The sequence below is a fragment of the Streptomyces sp. NPDC007875 genome, assembly GCF_042868035.1.
Lineage (GTDB): Bacteria > Actinomycetota > Actinomycetes > Streptomycetales > Streptomycetaceae > Streptomyces > Streptomyces antimycoticus.
Genome location: NZ_JBIADZ010000004.1, coordinates 284086 through 301606, shown reverse-complemented (window position 1 = coordinate 301606; position 17521 = coordinate 284086). Strand labels below are relative to the sequence as shown.

Sequence of the window (17521 nt, the reverse complement as noted above, 5' to 3'; positions counted from 1 at the left end):
AGCCCGTCCGGCGTTCGGGAAGAGGGGAAACACAACCCCCGCCGGAGCGTTACGCCCTGCGGAGGCGGAAGGTCAGGCCCAGGGGGGCGTCCTCGAAGGGGGTGCCGTACGCGGCGTCGGCCTCGCCGGCGGCGAAGTCGGTCGCGAGGACCTCATCCGCGATCAGGCCCGCGTGATCCGTGAGCGCCTGCCGCAGCTCCTCGTCCGCAGCCTCCCACCGCAGCGCGATCCGGTCGGCCACATCCAGCCCGCTGTTCTTACGGGCCTCCTGGATCAGCCGGATCGCGTCACGGGCGAGGCCCGCGCGGCGCAGCTCCGGGGTGATCTCCAGGTCGAGGGCGACCGTGGCGCCCGCGTCGGAGGCGACCGACCAGCCCTCGCGCGGGGTCTCGGTGATGATGACCTCGTCGGGGGAGAGGGCTACCGTCTCGCCGTCAACCACGACCGACGCGTTCCCCTCGCGCAACGCGACCGACAGCGCGGCCGCGTCCGCCTCCGCGATCGCCTTGGCGACCGGCTGGGTGCCCTTGCCGAACCGCTTGCCCAGGGCGCGGAAGTTGGCCTTCGCGGTCGTGTCGACCAGCGAGCCGCCGACCTCGCTCAGCGACGCGAGCGAGGAGACGTTCAGCTCCTCCTCGATCTGGGCGCGCAGCTCGGCGCCGAGGGTTTCGAAGCCGGCCGCCGCGACCAGCGCGCGCGAGAGCGGCTGGCGCGTCTTCACACCGGACTCCGCGCGGGTCGCGCGCCCCAGCTCCACCAGGCGCCGCACCAGCGCCATCTGCGCCGAGAGTGCCGGGTCGATCATCGACCGGTCCGGCTCCGGCCAGGTGGTCAGGTGCACGGACGCGGGGGCCTCCGGGACCACCGGGACGACCAGGTCCTGCCAGACCCGCTCGGTGATGAAGGGCACCAGGGGCGCCATCAGCCGGGTGACCGTCTCGATGACATCGTGCAGGGTGCGCAGCGCGGCGGCGTCGCCCTGCCAGAAGCGGCGGCGGGAGCGGCGCACGTACCAGTTGGACAGATCGTCGACGAAGGCCGACAGCAGCTTTCCGGCGCGCTGGGTGTCGTACGCCTCCAGGGACTCGGTGACCTGCTCGGTGAGCGTGCCCAGCTCGCCCAGCAGCCAGCGGTCCAGCAGCGGCCGCTCGGCCGGGGCCGGGTCGGCCGCGGACGGCGCCCAGCCCGAGGTGCGGGCGTACAGCGCCTGGAAGGCGACCGTGTTCCAGTAGGTGAGCAGCGTCTTGCGCACGACCTCCTGGATGGTGCCGTGGCCCACCCGCCGGGCCGCCCACGGCGAGCCGCCCGCGGCCATGAACCAGCGGACCGCGTCGGCGCCGTGCTGATCCATCAGCGGGATCGGCTGAAGGATGTTGCCCAGGTGCTTGGACATCTTGCGGCCGTCCTCGGCCAGGATGTGACCGAGGCAGACCACGTTCTCGTACGAGGACTTGTCGAAGACGAGCGTGCCGACCGCCATCAGCGTGTAGAACCAGCCGCGGGTCTGGTCGATGGCCTCGGAGATGAACTGCGCCGGGTAGCGGCTCTCGAAGAGCTCCTTGTTCCGGTACGGGTAGCCGTACTGCGCGAACGGCATCGAGCCCGAGTCGTACCAGGCGTCGATGACCTCGGGCACCCGCTCGGCCGTCAGCGAGCAGCCGTCGGCGGTGCAGGTGAAGGTGACGTCGTCGATGTAGGGCCGGTGCGGGTCCAGACCGCTCTGGTCGGTGCCGGTCAGCTCGGAGAGCTCGGCGAGGGAGCCGACGCAGGTGAGATGGGACTCGGCGCAGCGCCAGATGGGCAGCGGGGTGCCCCAGTAGCGATTGCGCGACAGCGCCCAGTCGATGTTGTTATTGAGCCAGTCGCCATAGCGACCGGTCTTGACCGACTCGGGATACCAGTTGGTCCTCTCGTTCTCCCGCAGCAGCGCGTCCTTGATCGCCGTGGTGCGGATGTACCAGGACGGCTGGGCGTAGTAGAGCAGCGCGGTGTGGCAGCGCCAGCAGTGCGGGTAGCTGTGCTCGTACGGCACATGCCGGAACAGCAGCCCGCGCTCCTTGAGGTCCGCCGTGAGCGCCTCGTCGGCCTTCTTGAAGAACTGGCCGCCGATCAGGTCCAGACCCTCCTCGAAGGTGCCGTCGGGGCGGACCGGGTTGACCACCGGCAGACCGTAGGCACGGCAGGTCAGCAGGTCGTCCTCGCCGAAGGCGGGGGACTGGTGGACCAGACCGGTGCCGTCCTCGGTCGTCACATACTCGGCGTTGACGACGAAGTGCGCGTCGGGGATCTCCACCAGCTCGAAGGGGCGCCGATAGGTCCAGCGCTCCATCTCGGCCCCGGTGAAGGACTCCCCGCTGACGGTCCAGCCCTCGCCGAGCGCCTGCCCGACCAGCGGCTCGGCGACGACCAGCTTCTCCTCACCGTTGGTGGCGACCACATAGCGCACCTCCGGATGCGCGGCCACGGCGGTGTTGGAGACCAGGGTCCACGGTGTGGTCGTCCACACCAGCAGCGCCGCCTCGCCCGCCAGCGGGCCCGAGGTCAGCGGGAAGCGGACGAAGACCGAGGGGTCGACGACCGTCTCATAGCCCTGGGCCAGCTCGTGGTCGGACAGCCCGGTGCCGCAGCGCGGGCACCAGGGGGCGACCCGGTGGTCCTGGACCAGCAGCCCCTTGTTGAAGATCTCCTTCAGGGACCACCACACCGACTCGATATAGCCGGGGTTCATGGTCCAGTACGCGCCGTCGAGGTCGGTCCAGAAGCCCATCCGCGTGGTGAGCTCGGCGAAGGCGTCGGTGTGCCGGGTGACGGACTCCCGGCACTTGGCGTTGAACTCGGCGATGCCGTACGCCTCGATGTCCTTCTTGCCGTTGAAGCCCAGCTCCTTCTCGACCGCCAGCTCGACCGGCAGGCCGTGGCAGTCCCAGCCCGCCTTACGGTCGACGTGGTAGCCCCGCATGGTGCGGAAGCGCGGGAAGACGTCCTTGAAGACGCGGGCCTCGATGTGGTGGGCGCCCGGCATGCCGTTCGCGGTCGGGGGGCCCTCGTAGAAGACCCACTCGGGCCGTCCCTCGGACTGCTCGAGGCTACGGGCGAAGATCTTGTTCTCCCGCCAGAAGTCGAGCACGGCGTGCTCGAGGGCGGGCAGGTCGACCTGGGCGGGCACCTGGCGGTACTGCGGCGTCATCGGGGCTCTTCTTCCTCCGGCGGACACGTGCTCTTCCGTTTCCGTCGGAGGGACGAGAGCCGTGCGCTCCCGCGGTACCACCCTCCTTGACCGGCAGCTGGTCGGCTCCCGGCCCCCTCATTGGGATCGCGATGCCGGTTCTACTGACCCAGTGCGGGCGTTCTTCCGGCGGCTCCGGGGTGATCCTTCGCATCGCGCTCGCCCCCGGGCTCACACCGTCCCCGGGTCGCTCTGGGCCGCCTACGACGCTACTCGTCCCCATCCACGCCTCTCGCTGCGCCCCAGTGTACGGGGCCGAGGGGACCGGGGCCGACCGAATATGGCGCTGCGCCGAGTGGGGGACGGCCGGCTCCGGGGATTGACCCGAATGGCGGCACGCCGGGTGCTGTGGCCACGGTGGTCACGCTGGGTCACCGGTGGGTACCGGATTCCGGACGGATTACCGGACGCGGAGTGGGGCACAAAGGTGGGGACCGGGTTGTCGTACGGGCAAGCCGGGCGAATCGGGCGGCGTGCCCCGTTGCTGCCCGCCCGGAGTCGATTTATCGTTCCGGAACGATTCGCGCGCAAGATCACAATATGTGAAGGGGCCGCGGCCATGGTGGCGAGAAAGACCGCCGTGCAGAAGAGCACGGCGAAGGCGACGAAGGCCGCGCCCGGCAAGAAGAGCGCCTCGGGCAAGAAGGCCGTCAACAACAAGACCGCGGCGCCCGCCGGAGCCGCCGCGCAAGGCGCCGCCAAGGCGGCCAGGAAGAGCGCCCGGGGGAAGAACTCGGAGACGCCCACCAGGAAGCACGCATCCGCAAGGACGGCCACGCCGGCCGAGGACGGCGTGGCCGAGGAGACCGTGGCCGGGGCCACGGCCGGTAAGACCACGGCCAGAAAGGCCGCGCCCGCCGATGAGGCGGTGCCCGCGAAGAAGACGGGAGCCAGAAAAGTGGTTGCGAAGAAGACTCCGGGTGGTGCGCCGACCGACAAGAAGGCCACGACGACGGCACCCCCCTTGCCCAAGGCCCGTGCGGCGGGCGCGCCCGCCGACCCCAGCGAGCTCGCGGTCCGACCGGGCGAGGATCCCTGGTCCGCCGAGGAGGTGGACGAGGCGCGCGCCGGACTGCTGACCGAGGCCGGCCGGCTGCGTACCGAGATCCTCGCCTCCGAGCAGGCGATCACCGGGCTGATGCGCGACTCCGGTGACGGTGCCGGTGACGACCAGGCCGACACCGGCACCAAGAACATCACCCGCGAGCATGAGATGGCCCTGGCCGGAAACGCCCGCGAGATGCTGCTGCAGACCGAGCGCGCCCTGGAGCGGCTGGACACCGGCACGTACGGGCTGTGCGAGAACTGCGGCAATCCGATCGGCAAGGCCCGGATGCAGGCGTTCCCCAGGGCCACGCTGTGCGTCGAGTGCAAGCAGCGCCAGGAGCGGCGCTGACGCCCGTACGCATGTGCCGTACCCTCGTCCCTCACAGGGGGAGACTGGCCCGGACGAGTTGAGGGACTCACGTGACAGAGGCGGAGCAGGCCATCGGTACGCCGGATGCGGGGAAGGCAGAGGAGGGTGCCGGGACCAGCGCTGCCGGAACCGATGAGGCCGCGGCGGGCAGGGGGAAGCGGCGCGTCGGCGTGCTCCTTACGGTCGCGGCGCTGGCCTATCTGATCGATCTGGTCAGCAAGCTGGCCGTGGTCGCGAAGCTGGAGCACCACGCTCCGGTCGAGGTGATCGGCACCTGGCTGCAGTTCGAGGTGATCCGCAACCGGGGGGCGGCCTTCGGCTTCGGCGAGGCCATGACCATCGTCTTCACGGTGATCGCGGTCGGCGTCATCGTGGTGATCGCGCGGCTGGCCCGCAAGCTCCACAGCCTGCCCTGGGCCATCGCGCTCGGTCTGCTGCTCGGCGGGGCCTTCGGCAATCTCACCGACCGGATCTTCCGGGCGCCCGGGGACTTCCAGGGGGCGGTCGTGGACTTCATCGCGCCCTCCCACTTCGCGGTATTCAACCTCGCCGACTCGGCCATCGTCTGCGGCGGCTTCCTGATCGTGATCCTGTCCTTCCGCGGTCTGGACCCGGACGGCACGGTCCACAAGGACTGACCAGGGCCTGACGCCCCTACGGCCCCGGGAAGGGGCTGGGGCCCCGGGCGGCCGGTATCCGACGGGCGTACGAACCGGTGCTTCCGGTCCGGCATACTCGTCGGGTGAGTACGATTCCCGAGATCCGCACCCTGCCCGTACCGGACGGTCTGGAGGGTGAGCGCGTCGACGCCGCTATCGCCCGCATGTTCGGCTTCTCCCGGACCAAGGCGGCCGAGCTGGCCGCCGCCGGAAAGGTGCAGCTCGACGGCAGCGTCGCCGGGAAGTCCGACCGGGTCTCCGGGGGTGCCTGGCTCGAGGTCGAGATGCCGCAGGCCGCGCCGCCGGTGCGGGTCGTCGCCGAGCCCGTCGAGGGCATGGAGATCGTGCACGACGACGAGGACATCGTGGTCGTCTCCAAGCCGGTCGGCGTCGCCGCCCACCCCAGCCCCGGCTGGACCGGACCCACCGTGATCGGCGGGCTCGCGGCCGCCGGTTTCCGCGTCTCCACCTCGGGCGCCGCCGAGCGCCAGGGGATCGTGCACCGGCTGGACGTCGGCACCTCCGGGCTCATGGTCGTCGCCAAGTCCGAGCTCGCGTACTCCGTGCTCAAGCAGGCCTTCCGCGAGCGCACCGTGGACAAGCGCTACCACGCGCTGGTCCAGGGCCACCCGGACCCGCTGAGCGGCACCATCGACGCCCCGATCGGGCGCCATCCGCAGCACGACTACAAGTGGGCGGTGACGGCGGACGGCAAGCCGAGCGTCACCCACTACGACCTCATCGAGGCGTTCCGGGCCGCGAGCCTGCTGGACATCAAGCTGGAGACCGGCCGCACCCACCAGATCCGGGTGCATATGGCGGCCCACCGTCACCCCTGCGTCGGCGACCTCACCTACGGCGCGGACCCGACGCTCGCCAAGCGGCTCAAGCTGACCCGGCAGTGGCTGCACGCCATGCGGCTCGGCTTCGAGCACCCCGCCCACGGCCAGTGGGTCGAGTTCGAGAGCGCCTACCCGGACGATCTGCGCGGGGCGCTGGACATCGTGAGGGCCGAGAGCGCGTGATCGAGGTCGTGACCGACGGGGACCTGTCCGGCTGCTTCGCGGTCCGCCGGGAGGTCTTCGTGGTGGAGCAGCGGATCCCCGAGGAGGAGGAGATGGACGCGTACGACGCGCACGCCGTCCACCTCCTGGCCACCGACGGCGAGGGCCGCCCGGTGGGCACCGTGCGCTTTCTGCACGGCGCCGCCGCGGACAAGAAGTACGCCCACGCCGGTGTCGACGGCGCCACCACCGCCGTTCTCGGCCGCCTCGCGGTGGCCAAGGCGGCGCGGGGCACCGGGCTGGGGGCCGACCTGGTCCGGGCCGTCGAGGCGGAGGCCCACCGGCGCGGTCTGGCCGTGGTCTATCTGGAGGCCCAGACCCATGCGCTCGGCTTCTACGAGCGGCTCGGCTACGAGGCGTTCGGTCCCGAGTTCGACGAGGGCAGCGGCATCCCCCACCGCGCGATGCGACGGCCGCTGTAGCGGTCCGACGGTGCCCTCACCGTGTGTGCGGGGTGTCCTTACGGAGCCCGTCCTCGAAGCGGGCGAGACGGTCGTGACTGCCGTGGCGGTCGTGGAGCTCACGGGCCCGCTCGCGCTCCAGCCGTGCCAGCGGGGGCTGGGCCGCCGGGGCGGTGGCGATGCGCGGCAGGGCGTGGGGATGGGCGTCCCGCAGCCACGTGATCATCTTCTCGCGCACCTCACAGCGCACGGTCCAGGCGTCGTCCGGGTCCCGCGCCGTGATCAGCGCCCGCACCACGATGGTGCTCGGAGTGGTGTCCGTCACCACCAGGTTCCAGTCCCGGCCGTCCCAGGCCGGGGACTTCTGCACGATCTCGCGCAGCCGCTCGCGCATCTCCTCGATCGGCGCCGTGTGGTCGAGGTGGAAGAGGACGGTGGCCACCTTCTGGGTGCCGCCCCGCGACCAGTTCTCGAACGGCTTGTTGGTGAAGTACGACACCGGCATGGTGATCCGGCGCTCGTCCCAGGTCCGTACGGACAGGAAGGTCAGCGTGATCTCCTCGACCGTGCCCCACTCGCCGTCCACGACCACCGTGTCGCCGATCCGCACCATGTCGCCGAAGGCGATCTGCAGCCCCGCGAAGAGGTTCCCCAGGGTGGACTGGGCGGCGACACCGGCGACCACACCGAGGATCCCGGCGGAGGCCAGCATGGAGGTGCCGACCGTGCGCATCGCAGGGAAGGTCAGCAGCATGGCGGAGACCGCCACCACGCCGACGATCGCGGCCACCACCCGTTGGATCAGCGTCACCTGGGTGCGCACCCGGCGCACCCGCGCGGCATCGTGCGCGCTGGAGGCGTAGCGGAAGTAGGAGGACTCCACGACGGCCGACGAGACCCGCACCACGAGCCACGCCGTCGCCGCGATCAGCACCAGCGCGAGCAGCCGGCCGATCGCCGACTCGTGCTCCTGGACGACCCTCGCCTGCGCCTTGTCGTACGAACCGCTCAGCAGCGCCGTGCACACGGTCACCTGCAGCGGAAGCCGGCAGCGGCGCAGATGGCCCCACAAGGGGGTCTCGGGGTGCCGGGCATCGACCCTCCGCAGCAGCCAGTCGACGGCCCAGCCGATGAACAGCGTGATGGCCAGTGAGCCGCCGATGACGACGAGCGGACGCAGCACGTCCTCCATGGACACCTACCTCATCCTTCCCTCAGGGAGACTCCGGGTGTCCTGTCCCGCCTTCCCCGGATCCGGTCTCCTCAGACCGGGACTGGCACGATGGGAGGGGGCGATCCACGGAAAGGAAGTGACAGCGGTGGCCGATACCTCGACGATTGTTCTGTTCCACTCCGCGTACGGGCTGCGGCCCGCCGTACAGGAGGCGGCCGACCGACTGCGCGCGGCCGGGCATGAGGTGGTCGTGCCGGACCTGTACGAGGGGCAGACCGCCGAAACCGTCGAGGACGGCATGGTGATCAAGGAGCGGATCGGCCGCGACGAGCTGCTGAAACGGGCCATCACCGCCGCCGCGCCGTACTCGGACCGCGGGCTGGTCTACGCCGGTTTCTCGCTCGGCGGCGCCCTGGCGCAGAACCTGGCGCTGGCCGACGACAAGGCGCGCGGACTGCTTCTGCTGCACGGCACCTCGGACATCGCCGACGACACCACGGTCGATGAGCTGCCGGTGCAGCTGCATGTGGCCGACCCCGACCCGTTCGAGCCACACGACTGGCTCAACGCCTGGTATCTGCGGATGCGGCGGGCCGGCGCCGATGTGGAGGTCTTCCGCTACGCCGGGGCCGGCCACATCTTCACCGACCCCGAGCTGCCGGACTACGACAAGGAGGCCGCCGAGGCCACCTGGCGGGTGGCGCTCGGCTTCCTGGCCGACCTCTGATCCCGAGAACCGTCTGTGAACCGGTGCGTCAGCGCACGGGTGCGTCGGCGCGCTCGACCCGCTGGCTGCCCGCCTGGGTGCGGTACGACCGCGCCCAGGCGGTCGTGGCGTTGCGATCGGTCTTGTCGGAGACGGTGTAGAAGTCCATCTGGGCCCGCTGAGCGGTGACATCGAGCACGCCGTAGCCGTGCGAGTCCATGTCCACCCACGTCACATGGCGGTTGGCGGCCCGGATCGCGGCGGCCGCGGCCAAGGAAACCGTCTGCGGCGCCACATGGAGCAGATCGTCGAGGTTGTCCGAGGTTGTCCGAGGTCACCGAGGTGACGACTCGCCGCACTTCCTGCGCCGGGCGGAGAAGCGGCTCAAGAAGGCCCAGCATGCCCTGTCCCGCAAGGAGAAGGGCAGCAGGAACCGGGACAAGGCCCGGCAGAAGGTGGCCCGCGCTCATGCGCGCGTGGCCGACGCGCGGTGCGAGTTCCACCACCGGCTCTCTACTCGCCTGATCCGCGAGAACCAAGCGGTCGCGGTGGAGGACCTCGCGGTGAACGGTCTCGCCCGCACGCGCCTGGCCAAGTCGGTGTATGACGCTGGATGGTCGGCGTTCGTAGCCATGTTGGAATACAAGGCCGCACAGGACGGGCGTACCTTCGTGCGCATCGGCCGGTTCGAGCCCACCAGCCGGGTGTGCTCGCAGTGCGGCGTGAAAGACGGTCCCAAGCCCCTGCACATCCGTACCTGGACGTGCGGGGCGTGTGGGACCGTTCTTGACCGGGACATCAACGCGGCGGTTAACGTCGCTAAGGCCGCCGGACTGGCGGTGACAGCCCGTGGAGCGCAGGTAAGACCAGGATCCTCGATTCCGGCACAGCGCGGTGAAGCGGGAACCCACCCGGCACCGGAGCCGACACCGGCCCGGTAGGCGGGAATCGCGGCCTACCGGGTGGCGAGGATGTCAATTCTTGAGCCCCTGCTTGACGAGCGGGGTGAACTGGTCCGGAGTCATCGGCGGGTTGCCGCCCACCTCCAGCTTCTTCCCGTTGAGCTTGAAGGACGGGGTGCCGGTGATGTCCTTGGTGTCGTTGAACGTCTTGGACATGGCCAGCGCCCACCGGTCGTAGGTGCCGTTCTTCACGGCCTTCTCGAAGGCCGTGTTGCCCTTCAGCTCCTTGACCTGCTGTGCGACGTCGATCAGCTTCTGGTCGTTCGCGAAGGCGTCATCGGTCTCCTCGGGGTGGTTCTTCGGCGCGTACAGCGCCTCCTTGTAGTCCAGGAACGCCTGCGGACTGACGTTGAGGGCCGCGCCGAGCGCGCTCAGCGCGTTCTTCGAGCCGGCGCCGGGCATCTGCTTGTTGTCGTCGAGGAAGGTGCCCATGGTGAACTGCGCCTTGTAGGTGCCGTCCTTGATGTCCTTGAGCACGGTCGGGCCGGTGTACTTCTCGAACTGGGCACAGACCGGGCAGCGCATGTCCTCGTAGACGTGCAGGGTGTTCTTGGCCTTCTTCTCGCCGATGACGACCGTCGTGCCCTGGGAGCCGGTGGTGTTGGCGGGCTTCGCGAACGTCTTCTTCTCGGCCGCCGCCCGCCACTTCTGGTTGGCGTCGTCCGAGTTCATGTTGGTGACGGCGTAGCCGATGCCGCCGGCTATCGCGAGGACCGCGACGACCGCGCCGCCGACGAACAGCTGGCGCCGCGTCCGGTCCTTCTTGGCCTGGCGCTCACGCTCGGCGCGCAGCCGCTCGCGCGCGGCCTGCTTGTTCTGCTGGTTGTTGCGGTTGCTCATGATGGATCGATCTCCGTGGGTGTGCGTCGTCAGTGATGCGTACGGGGGTGTGGATCGCTGTGCTCAGGCAGCGGCCGAGCAGGGCGGTCCGCGACGCACCACGGAGTGCACGAGGAGAGGGAGCGCCGGCGCCGGGCGCACCGGCCGTACGGTCGGCGGGGCCGGGCGGCGACGGGGCCGCAGGGCCGCGGCGTGCACCGCGACGGCCAGCAGCAGCGGCCGGAAGGCGAAGGCGGCCAGGGAGGCCAGCAGACGGCTCAGGGCGGCCTCGCCGCGCCGCAGCCAGGCTGAGGCGATCAGACCCACCGCGACATGCGCGGCGAGCAGCAGCCAGGGGGTGGCGGAGCTCACGGCCGCCGCCAGCGGGGTGCCGACGCCATTCTGGGAGACCCCGGGCAGCGGACTGCCGAGATCGCCGCCGCACAGCACGGTGACCCCCATGGAGCGCAGGGAGCCCGCCACGGGGCCGCCGGACTGGCCGTAACACGCCTGCTGGCCGGTGGTGAAGATCGTGTCGGCGGCCAGCTCCAGCGGGATCAGCAGGGCCGCTATGGACCAGAAGCCCCGCTCCCGGCCCGCGAGGGCGTAGGCGACGGCGAAGACGGCCACCGAGAGCGCCGCGACGGTGCCCAGCGGCAGCGGGGCCGCCGACAGCAGGACATGCGAAGCCGAGGACAGCATGACGCACAGCGCGGTGAAGAGCGCCGCGCGCACTGCCCTCAGCTGCGGTCCGGTGCCGTCCATGACTTCGAATTCTGCCATGAACGGCTGTAGGGACCATGTGAAGAATCGGCCCCGGCGGCCTGCTAACCGCCCTTGAGCTGCTTGTTCACCGCTTCCGTGAACTCCGTCGCGGTCATCGGGGTGGAGCCGCCGCTGCCGGTCAGCTGGGAGCCGTCGAGCTTGACGGCGGGGGTGCCGTTCACCCCGGAGGCGTCGAAGTCGGCGATCATCTTCTGCGCCCAGGGGACGTAGGTGCCCTCGCGCACAGCCTCCCGGAAGGAGTCGTTCCGCTCGAGTGCGGGCACCTCCTGGGAGACGGTCAGCAGCTGGTTGTCGTCGGCGTAGGAGTCCTCGTTCTCCTCGGGGTGGTTCTTCGGCGACATCAGGGCGGCCTTGTAGTCGAGAAAGGCGTCGCTGCTCACGTCCAGCGCCGCCCCGAGGGCGCTCAGGGCACTCGTGGAGCCGCTGCCGCCCATGTTCTTGTCGATGATGGCGGCGAAGTGGAACGAGACCTTGTACTTACCGGCCTCGATGTCCTTCGCGATGGTGGGCCCGACCTTCTGGTCGAAGGTGGCGCACGGTGGGCAGCGGACGTCCGCGTAGACGTCGAGGGTGTGCCCGGCGCCGGCCTTGCCGATCACCACGGTGGTGCCGCTCGGACCGGAGCTGTGGGCGGGCAGGACGAGCTTCTGCGAGCCCCCTGAGCCGCCCGCTCCGCCCGGGTCCTCCGAGCTGTCAGAACCGCTGGAACCGCCGGAGCCCGCCGGGCCCTGGACGACATCGTCCACGGAATCGGCCCTGGAGTCCTTGCCGTCATCTGTGATCAGGAGAGCGCCCGCGACCACCGCGGCGGCCACCGTCACCGCCACCACGGCCGTGAGCCCGGCCTTGCGCTGCGGGTCCGCCGGGGCGGGAGCGCCACCCCAGGGCCCGCCGCCCGGGCCGGGCGGCGGGGGAGCGGGCGGGAAACCCAGGGGCTGGGCCGGAGGCGGCGGATGACCCGGCTGCGGGTGCTCCGGCTGCTGGTACGGGTTCTGCTGCGGGTTTTGCTCGCCCCCCGGCGGCTGCTGTCCAGGCCACATGACCGGTAACGATAGAGGAGCCAACCGGGAAGTGGTGCCGGCGGCCATGGCCGGGGGACGATCAGGGGCCAGGGTGGCGATCAGAGCCCGGGGATGCGGCCGTTGCGGAAGAGGTCCACGAAGATCTGGTGGTCGGCCCGGGCGCGGGCACCGTAAGAGTGCGCGAAGTCCACCAGGAGGTCGGCGAAGCCGTCCTCGTCGGCGGCGATCACCGCGTCGATGGCGCGCTCGGTGGAGAACGGCACCAGCGAGTGGCCGCTTTGGTCGTCGGCGGCCGCGTGCATGGTGGCCGTGGCCCGCCCCAGGTCGGCCACGACCGCCGCGATCTCGGCCGGGTCGTCGATGTCGGACCAGTCGAGGTCCACCGCGTACGGCGACACCTCGGCGACCAGCTGCCCGGCCCCGTCCAGCTCGGTCCAGCCCAGCCACGGGTCGGCGTGGGCCTGCAGCGCGCGCTGGGAGATCACCGTGCGGTGGCCCTCGTGGTGGAAGTACGACCGCACCTGCTCGTCGGTGATGTGCCGGGAGACCGCCGGGGTCTGCCCCTGCTTCATGTAGATCACCACATCGTTCTCCAGGGCGTCGCTGTTGCCCTCCAGAAGGATGTTGTACGAGGGGAGCCCGGCGCTGCCGATGCCGATGCCCCGGCGGCCCACGACGTCCTTGACGCGGTAGGAGTCCGGGCGCGAGAGACTGGACTCGGGGAGCGTCTCCAGATAGCCGTCGAAGGCGGCAAGGACCTTGTAGCGGGTGGCCGCGTCCAGCTCGATGGACCCGCCGCCGGCCGTGAAGCGGCGCTCGAAGTCGCGGATCTCGGTCATCGAGTCCAGCAGCCCGAAGCGGGTCAGCGAGCGGGCGTCACGCAGCGCGTCCAGCAGCGGACCCTCGGCGGTCTCCAGGGTGAAGGGCGGCACCTCGTCGTTCTTGGCGCCGGTGGCCAGGGCGTGAATGCGCTCGCGGTAGGCGCCGGCGTACGTCCGCACCAGCTCGGTGATCTTCTCGTCGCTGAGCGCCTTGGTGTAGCCGATGAGCGCCACGGAGGCGGCGAAACGCTTCAGGTCCCAGGTGAAGGGGCCGACGTACGCCTCGTCGAAGTCGTTCACATTGAAGATCAGCCGGCCGTTGGCGTCCATGTAGGTGCCGAAGTTCTCGGCATGGAGGTCACCGTGGATCCACACCCGGCCGGTGCGGTCGTCCAGGTACGGCCCGCCGGCGCGCTCCCGCTCCACATCGGAATAGAACAGACAGGCGGTGCCGCGGTAGAACGCGAACGCCGAGGCGGCCATCTTCCGGAACTTGACGCGGAAGGCGGCCGGGTCGGCGGCGAGCAGCTCGCCGAAGGCGGTGTCGAATACGGCGAGGATGTGCTCGCCGCGCTGTTCCGCCTGGGTCTGCTGGTTCGACATCGCGGAACGCCTCCTGGGGCATGAGGGATGTGATCGGTGTGGCAGATACGACAGGGTATGTTCCGTCGCGCCAGGTGCGCGGGAAGACCGGATGACCCGTCGGGATCAACGCCTGAGGCTACTCGCGAGTGCCCGGCTCGTGTCAGTGCGGAGGGGTAACCTTCGGAGCTGTCTCGCCCTGCCGTCATCGATTGTTCGCCGGAGGTCTTCCACCGTGACCAAGCCGCCCTTCACGCACCTGCATGTCCATACCCAGTACTCGCTGCTGGACGGTGCGGCGCGGCTCAAGGACATGTTCAACGCGTGCAACGAGATGGGCATGACGCACATCGCCATGACCGACCATGGCAACCTCCACGGCGCGTACGACTTCTACCAGCAGGCGACCGGCGCCGGGATCACGCCGATCATCGGGATCGAGGCGTATGTGGCGCCCGAGTCGCGGCGCTACAAGCGGCGTGTCCAGTGGGGCCAGCCGCATCAGAAGCGCGATGACGTCTCCGGTTCCGGTGGTTACACCCACAAGACCATCTGGGCGTCGAACAAGACCGGTCTGCACAACCTCTTCCGGCTCTCCTCGGACGCCTATATGGAGGGCTATTTCGTCAAGTGGCCGCGGATGGACAAGGAGACCATCGCCCAGTGGTCCGAGGGGCTGATCGCCTCCACCGGCTGCCCCTCGGGCGAGCTGCAGACCCGGCTGCGGCTCGGCCAGTTCGACGAGGCGCTGAAGGCCGCCTCCGAGTACCAGGACATCTTCGGCAAGGACCGGTACTTCCTGGAGCTGATGGACCACGGCATCGAGATCGAGCGCCGGGTCCGGGACGGACTGCTGGAGATCGGCAAGAAGCTGGACATCCCGCCGCTGGTCACCAACGACTCGCACTACACGTACTCCCGCGAGGCGACGGCCCATGACGCGCTGCTGTGCGTCCAGACCGGTAAGAACCTCTCCGACCCGGACCGCTTCCGCTTCGACGGCACCGGCTATTACCTGAAGTCCACGGAGGAGATGTATGCCATCGACTCCTCCGACGCCTGGCAGCAGGGGTGCGCCAACACCCTGCTGGTCGCCGAGCAGATCGACGCCACCGGCTGGTTCGAAAAGCGCGACCTGATGCCGCGGTTCGACGTCCCCGAGGGGTACACCGAGGTGACCTGGTTCCAGGAGGAGGTCCGCAAGGGGATGGCCCGCCGCTTCCCCGGCGGTGTCCCCGAGGACCGTCAGAAGCTCGCCGAGTACGAGATGGACGTCATCATCCAGATGGGGTTCCCGGGCTACTTCCTCGTGGTCGCCGACTTCATCATGTGGGCCAAGAACAACGGCATCGCGGTCGGCCCCGGCCGAGGCTCGGCGGCCGGTTCGATCGTCTCGTACGCGATGGGCATCACCGACCTCGACCCGGTCGAGCACGGGCTGATCTTCGAGCGGTTCCTCAACCCCGAGCGTGTGTCCATGCCCGATGTCGACATCGACTTCGACGAGCGTCGGCGCGGTGAGGTGATCCGGTACGTCACCGAGAAATACGGACACGACAAGGTCGCCCAGATCGGCACGTACGGCACCATTAAGGCCAAGAACGCCATCAAGGACTCGGCCCGGGTGCTCGGCTATCCGTACGCGATGGGCGACCGCATCACCAAGGCCATGCCCGCCGACGTCCTCGGCAAGGGCATCCCGCTCTCCGGCATCACCGATGAGAAGCACCCCCGCTACAGCGAGGCGGGCGAGGTGCGCGGGATGTATGAGAACGAGCCGGATGTGAAGAAGGTCATCGACACCGCGCGCGGTATCGAGGGCCTGGTGCGCCAGATGGGTGTGCACGCCGCCGGCGTGATCATGTCGAGCGAGACGGTGACCGACCATGTCCCGGTCTTCTCGCCGAAGAACGACGGCCAGGTCGTGACCCAGTGGGACTACCCCACCTGTGAGTCGCTCGGCCTGCTGAAGATGGACTTCCTGGGCCTGCGCAACCTCACCATCATGGACGACGCCGTCAAGATGGTGCGCGCCAACAAGGGCATCGACCTCAAGATGCTCGATCTGTCCCTGGACGACCCCAAGACCTTCGAACTGCTCTGCCGCGGTGACACCCTCGGCGTCTTCCAGTTCGACGGCGGCCCCATGCGCTCCCTGCTGCGCATGATGAAGCCCGACAACTTCGAGGACATTTCCGCCGTCTCGGCCCTCTACCGGCCGGGCCCGATGGGCATGAACTCGCATATCAACTACGCGCTGCGGAAGAACGGGCAGCAGGAGATCACCCCGATCCACCCCGAGCTGGAGGAGCCGCTCAAGGAGGTCCTGGGCATCACCTACGGCCTCATCGTGTACCAGGAGCAGGTGCAGAAGGCCGCTCAGGTGCTCGCGGGCTACTCGCTCGGCCAGGCCGACCTGCTCCGCCGTGCGATGGGCAAGAAGAAGCAGGAGGTCCTGGACAAGGAGTTCGTGCCCTTCCAGAAGGGCTGCCGGGAGCGCGGCTACTCCGACGAGGCCATCCAGGCCGTGTGGGACGTCCTGGTCCCGTTCGCCGGATACGCGTTCAACAAGGCGCACTCCTCCGCGTACGGCCTGGTCACCTACTGGACCGCGTACCTCAAGGCCAACTACCCCGCCGAGTACATGGCGGCGCTGCTCACCTCGGTCCGCGACGACAAGGACAAGTCGGCGGTCTATCTGAACGAGTGCCGTCGCATGGGCATCAAGGTGCTGCCGCCGAACGTCAATGAGTCCGAGGCCAACTTCACCGCTCAGGGTGATGATGTGATCCTCTTCGGTCTCACGGCGGTCCGGAACGTGGGTCAGAACGTGGTGGAAGCGATCATCCGCGGCCGTAAGGCGAAGGGGAAGTACGCCTCGTTCCCGGACTACCTGGACAAGGTCGAGGCGGTCGTGTGCAACAAGCGCACCACGGAATCGCTGATCAAGGCGGGCGCGTTCGACGAGATGGGCCACACCCGTAAGGGGCTCACGGCGCACTACGAGGCGCTGATCGACAATGTGGTCGCGGTCAAGCGCAAGGAGGCCGAGGGGCAGTTCGACCTCTTCGGCGGTATGGCCGGTGACGGCGGGGACGGCGAGGGGCCGGGCTTCGGCCTCGACGTCGAGTTCTCGGACGTCGAATGGGAGAAGACCTATCTGCTGGCCCAGGAGCGGGAGATGCTGGGCCTGTATGTCTCCGATCATCCGCTGTTCGGCATCGAGCATGTGCTGAACGAGAAGGCGGATGCCGCGATCTCCGCGCTCACCGGGGGTGAGCACGCGGACGGCGCGATCGTCACCATCGGCGGGATCATCTCCGGTCTGCAGCGCAAGATGACCAAACAGGGCAACGCCTGGGCCATCGCCACTGTGGAGGACCTGGCCGGCTCCATCGAGTGCATGTTCTTCCCCGCCACCTATCAGCTGGTCTCCACCCAGCTCGTCGAGGACGCGGTCGTCTTCGTCAAGGGCCGCCTCGACAAGCGCGAGGACGTGCCCCGGCTGGTCGCCATGGAGCTGATGGTCCCCGATCTGTCCGAGGCATCGGCCAACGCGCCCGTGACGATCACCATTCCCACGGTCAAGGTCACCCCGCCGCTGGTCGAGAAGCTGGGCGAGGTGCTCACCCACCACCGCGGTGCCACCGAGGTGCGGATCAAGCTCCAGGGAGCGCGGAAGACCACCGTGCTGCGGCTCGACCGGCACCGCGTCACCGCCGACCCGGCGCTCTTCGGCGATCTCAAGGTGCTGCTGGGGGCGTCCTGCCTGGCCGGATGACCGACCGGCCCCGCTGACGCGCCCTCGACGCTGACGAGGGCGCTGACGAGGGCGAGAGCGCACCAGGGGCGCGCCCGCATCGGGCGCGCCCCTGGGGGCCA

The 17521-nt window shown here is 69.5% G+C and carries 12 protein-coding genes and 2 pseudogenes; 7 read left to right on the top strand and 7 right to left on the bottom strand.

Features of this window, described 5'->3' with window-relative positions; all coding sequences use genetic code 11:
* Positions 1-49: 49 nt before the first annotated feature.
* Positions 50-3187, bottom strand: a complete 3138-nt coding sequence (gene ileS / locus ACFYOY_RS10695) for an isoleucine--tRNA ligase (protein ID WP_351894704.1) — start codon at positions 3185-3187, stop codon at positions 50-52.
* 598 nt (positions 3188-3785) lie between these two features.
* Here ileS and ACFYOY_RS10690 point away from each other — a divergent pair.
* The 4 genes from ACFYOY_RS10690 to ACFYOY_RS10675 all read left to right on the top strand — a co-directional run bounded on the left by ACFYOY_RS10690 (position 3786) and on the right by ACFYOY_RS10675 (position 6788).
* Positions 3786-4622, top strand: a complete 837-nt coding sequence (locus ACFYOY_RS10690; RefSeq protein ID WP_388586059.1) for a TraR/DksA C4-type zinc finger protein — start codon at positions 3786-3788, stop codon at positions 4620-4622.
* A 71-nt stretch (positions 4623-4693) separates the two neighbouring features.
* Complete coding sequence (lspA, locus tag ACFYOY_RS10685) at positions 4694-5281, top strand: signal peptidase II (protein ID WP_351894716.1); 588 nt, start codon at positions 4694-4696, stop codon at positions 5279-5281.
* Positions 5282-5385: 104 nt separating this feature from the next.
* The gene (locus ACFYOY_RS10680; RefSeq protein WP_059143467.1) at positions 5386-6327 is read left to right on the top strand and encodes an RluA family pseudouridine synthase; all 942 of its coding nucleotides are present in this window, start codon (positions 5386-5388) and stop codon (positions 6325-6327) included.
* Between the two features lie 8 nt (positions 6328-6335).
* Complete coding sequence (locus ACFYOY_RS10675; protein ID WP_351894727.1) at positions 6336-6788, top strand: GNAT family N-acetyltransferase; 453 nt, start codon at positions 6336-6338, stop codon at positions 6786-6788.
* Between the two features lie 16 nt (positions 6789-6804).
* Here the strand turns inward: ACFYOY_RS10675 and ACFYOY_RS10670 are convergent, their stop codons facing one another.
* Positions 6805-7959 carry a mechanosensitive ion channel domain-containing protein gene (locus ACFYOY_RS10670; protein WP_351895164.1) on the bottom strand — a complete coding sequence of 385 codons (1155 nt, stop codon included), beginning with the start codon at positions 7957-7959 and terminating at the stop codon, positions 6805-6807.
* A 118-nt stretch (positions 7960-8077) separates the two neighbouring features.
* On the opposite strand from ACFYOY_RS10670, the gene ACFYOY_RS10665 reads away from it, so the two are divergent.
* Complete coding sequence (locus tag ACFYOY_RS10665; RefSeq protein ID WP_211126133.1) at positions 8078-8668, top strand: dienelactone hydrolase family protein; 591 nt, start codon at positions 8078-8080, stop codon at positions 8666-8668.
* Positions 8669-8696: 28 nt separating this feature from the next.
* Here ACFYOY_RS10665 and ACFYOY_RS10660 read toward each other — a convergent pair.
* A pseudogene (locus ACFYOY_RS10660) lies at positions 8697-8972 on the bottom strand (alkaline phosphatase); the annotation flags it as partial.
* 22 nt (positions 8973-8994) lie between these two features.
* Here ACFYOY_RS10660 and ACFYOY_RS10655 point away from each other — a divergent pair.
* Positions 8995-9632, top strand: a pseudogene (locus ACFYOY_RS10655) (RNA-guided endonuclease TnpB family protein); the annotation flags it as partial.
* Here the strand turns inward: ACFYOY_RS10655 and ACFYOY_RS10650 are convergent.
* The 4 genes from ACFYOY_RS10650 to ACFYOY_RS10635 form a co-directional block, all read right to left on the bottom strand.
* Positions 9622-10449: a thioredoxin domain-containing protein gene (locus ACFYOY_RS10650; RefSeq protein WP_351894738.1), complete on the bottom strand. Its 828-nt coding sequence runs from the start codon at positions 10447-10449 to the stop codon at positions 9622-9624. The pseudogene ACFYOY_RS10655 and the gene ACFYOY_RS10650 overlap by 11 nt on opposite strands.
* A 63-nt stretch (positions 10450-10512) precedes the next feature.
* Entirely contained in the window at positions 10513-11193 is a 681-nt protein-coding gene (locus ACFYOY_RS10645; RefSeq protein WP_388586288.1) for a hypothetical protein, read from the bottom strand.
* Positions 11194-11255: 62 nt separating this feature from the next.
* The gene (locus tag ACFYOY_RS10640; protein ID WP_388586053.1) at positions 11256-12254 is read right to left on the bottom strand and encodes a thioredoxin domain-containing protein; all 999 of its coding nucleotides are present in this window, start codon (positions 12252-12254) and stop codon (positions 11256-11258) included.
* Positions 12255-12334: 80 nt separating this feature from the next.
* Positions 12335-13660 carry a DUF2252 domain-containing protein gene (locus ACFYOY_RS10635; RefSeq protein WP_351894755.1) on the bottom strand — a complete coding sequence of 442 codons (1326 nt, stop codon included), beginning with the start codon at positions 13658-13660 and terminating at the stop codon, positions 12335-12337.
* Between the two features lie 214 nt (positions 13661-13874).
* Between ACFYOY_RS10635 and dnaE the strand changes: the two genes are divergently transcribed.
* Entirely contained in the window at positions 13875-17420 is a 3546-nt protein-coding gene (dnaE, locus tag ACFYOY_RS10630; RefSeq protein WP_351894761.1) for a DNA polymerase III subunit alpha, read from the top strand.
* The last annotated feature ends 101 nt before the right edge of the window (positions 17421-17521 follow it).

What these genes read in the sequence shown, in the direction of transcription:
- ileS (WP_351894704.1), bottom strand. Translation starts at nt 3,187, where the DNA reads ATGACGCCGCAGTACCGCCAGGTGCCCGCCCAGGTCGACCTGCCCGCC.
- ACFYOY_RS10645 (WP_388586288.1), bottom strand. Translation starts at nt 11,193, where the DNA reads ATGGACGGCACCGGACCGCAGCTGAGGGCAGTGCGCGCGGCGCTCTTC.
- ACFYOY_RS10690 (WP_388586059.1), top strand. Translation starts at nt 3,786, where the DNA reads ATGGTGGCGAGAAAGACCGCCGTGCAGAAGAGCACGGCGAAGGCGACG.
- ACFYOY_RS10640 (WP_388586053.1), bottom strand. Translation starts at nt 12,254, where the DNA reads ATGTGGCCTGGACAGCAGCCGCCGGGGGGCGAGCAAAACCCGCAGCAG.
- ACFYOY_RS10635 (WP_351894755.1), bottom strand. Translation starts at nt 13,660, where the DNA reads ATGTCGAACCAGCAGACCCAGGCGGAACAGCGCGGCGAGCACATCCTC.
- ACFYOY_RS10670 (WP_351895164.1), bottom strand. Translation starts at nt 7,959, where the DNA reads ATGGAGGACGTGCTGCGTCCGCTCGTCGTCATCGGCGGCTCACTGGCC.
- ACFYOY_RS10650 (WP_351894738.1), bottom strand. Translation starts at nt 10,449, where the DNA reads ATGAGCAACCGCAACAACCAGCAGAACAAGCAGGCCGCGCGCGAGCGG.